An 854-nucleotide genomic window follows, 5' to 3' on the forward strand; every position below is an offset into this window, starting at 1 on the left:
CAGGTACCGCGCCAGATCCCCCGTGCGATACAGCCGATCGCCCTCCACAAAGGGACTGGCGATGAACCGCTCGGCTGTCAGCTCGGGGCGGTTCAGATAGCCCCGCGCGACCCCCGCCCCGCCAATGTAGAGCTCACCCACCGCCCCGAACGGCACCGGCTCGCCATGACCGTCCAGCACATACACCCGCGTGTTCGCAATCGGACGGCCGATCGGAACGCGGTGCCGGCCATCGAAACCAGCAGGTACCGGATAGCAGAGGGTGAAGGTGGTGTTCTCGGTTGGCCCGTAGCCATTTGATATCCGCAGCGTCGGATGCCGGCTCTTGCATGCCTTAATGGAAGCGGCTGAAACCTCTTCGCCTCCGACCAGCAGCTGCTGCAGCGAACCGGTATTTCGCCCCTCCCCTACATACAGATCAAATAACCGTGCGGTCATCCAGGCAATGGTGACGCCCTGGTCGCGGATGATCCGGCCCAACGTTGATGTCGAGATATAACGTCCGGGATAGAGCATCACCCTGGCGCCATTCGCCAAGGCGCCCCAAACCTCGAACGTCGTCGCGTCGAACGTCGGCGAGGAGGCGTTGAGAAAGACGTCCTGCGGGGAGATTGCGACGAAATCGCTCCCTGCCACCAGCCGGACCACCCCCCGATGTTCAACCATCACGCCCTTGGGCGTGCCGGTGGAGCCCGACGTGTAGATCACATAGGCCAGATGGTGCGGGCCCAGGCCCAGCGCGCGCGCATCCGGATCCGATGACGGCTGCCCGGCCCACGCCGGCGACCCCGCCTCCAGCTCCACCAGCCCCACGCCAGCGAGCGCCTCCTCGCCCAGCGCCGCACGCCCCGCCC

General features: G+C 65.9%; 1 protein-coding gene. It reads right to left on the reverse strand.

All coding sequences use genetic code 11. From position 1 onward, the window contains the following. A partial coding sequence (locus AB3X96_RS42485; protein ID WP_368594411.1) for an AMP-binding protein occupies positions 1–854 on the reverse strand: 854 nt, incomplete at both ends.

Origin of the sequence: Paraburkholderia sp. BR13439, assembly GCF_040948805.1 — a bacterium.
Lineage (GTDB): Bacteria > Pseudomonadota > Gammaproteobacteria > Burkholderiales > Burkholderiaceae > Paraburkholderia > Paraburkholderia youngii.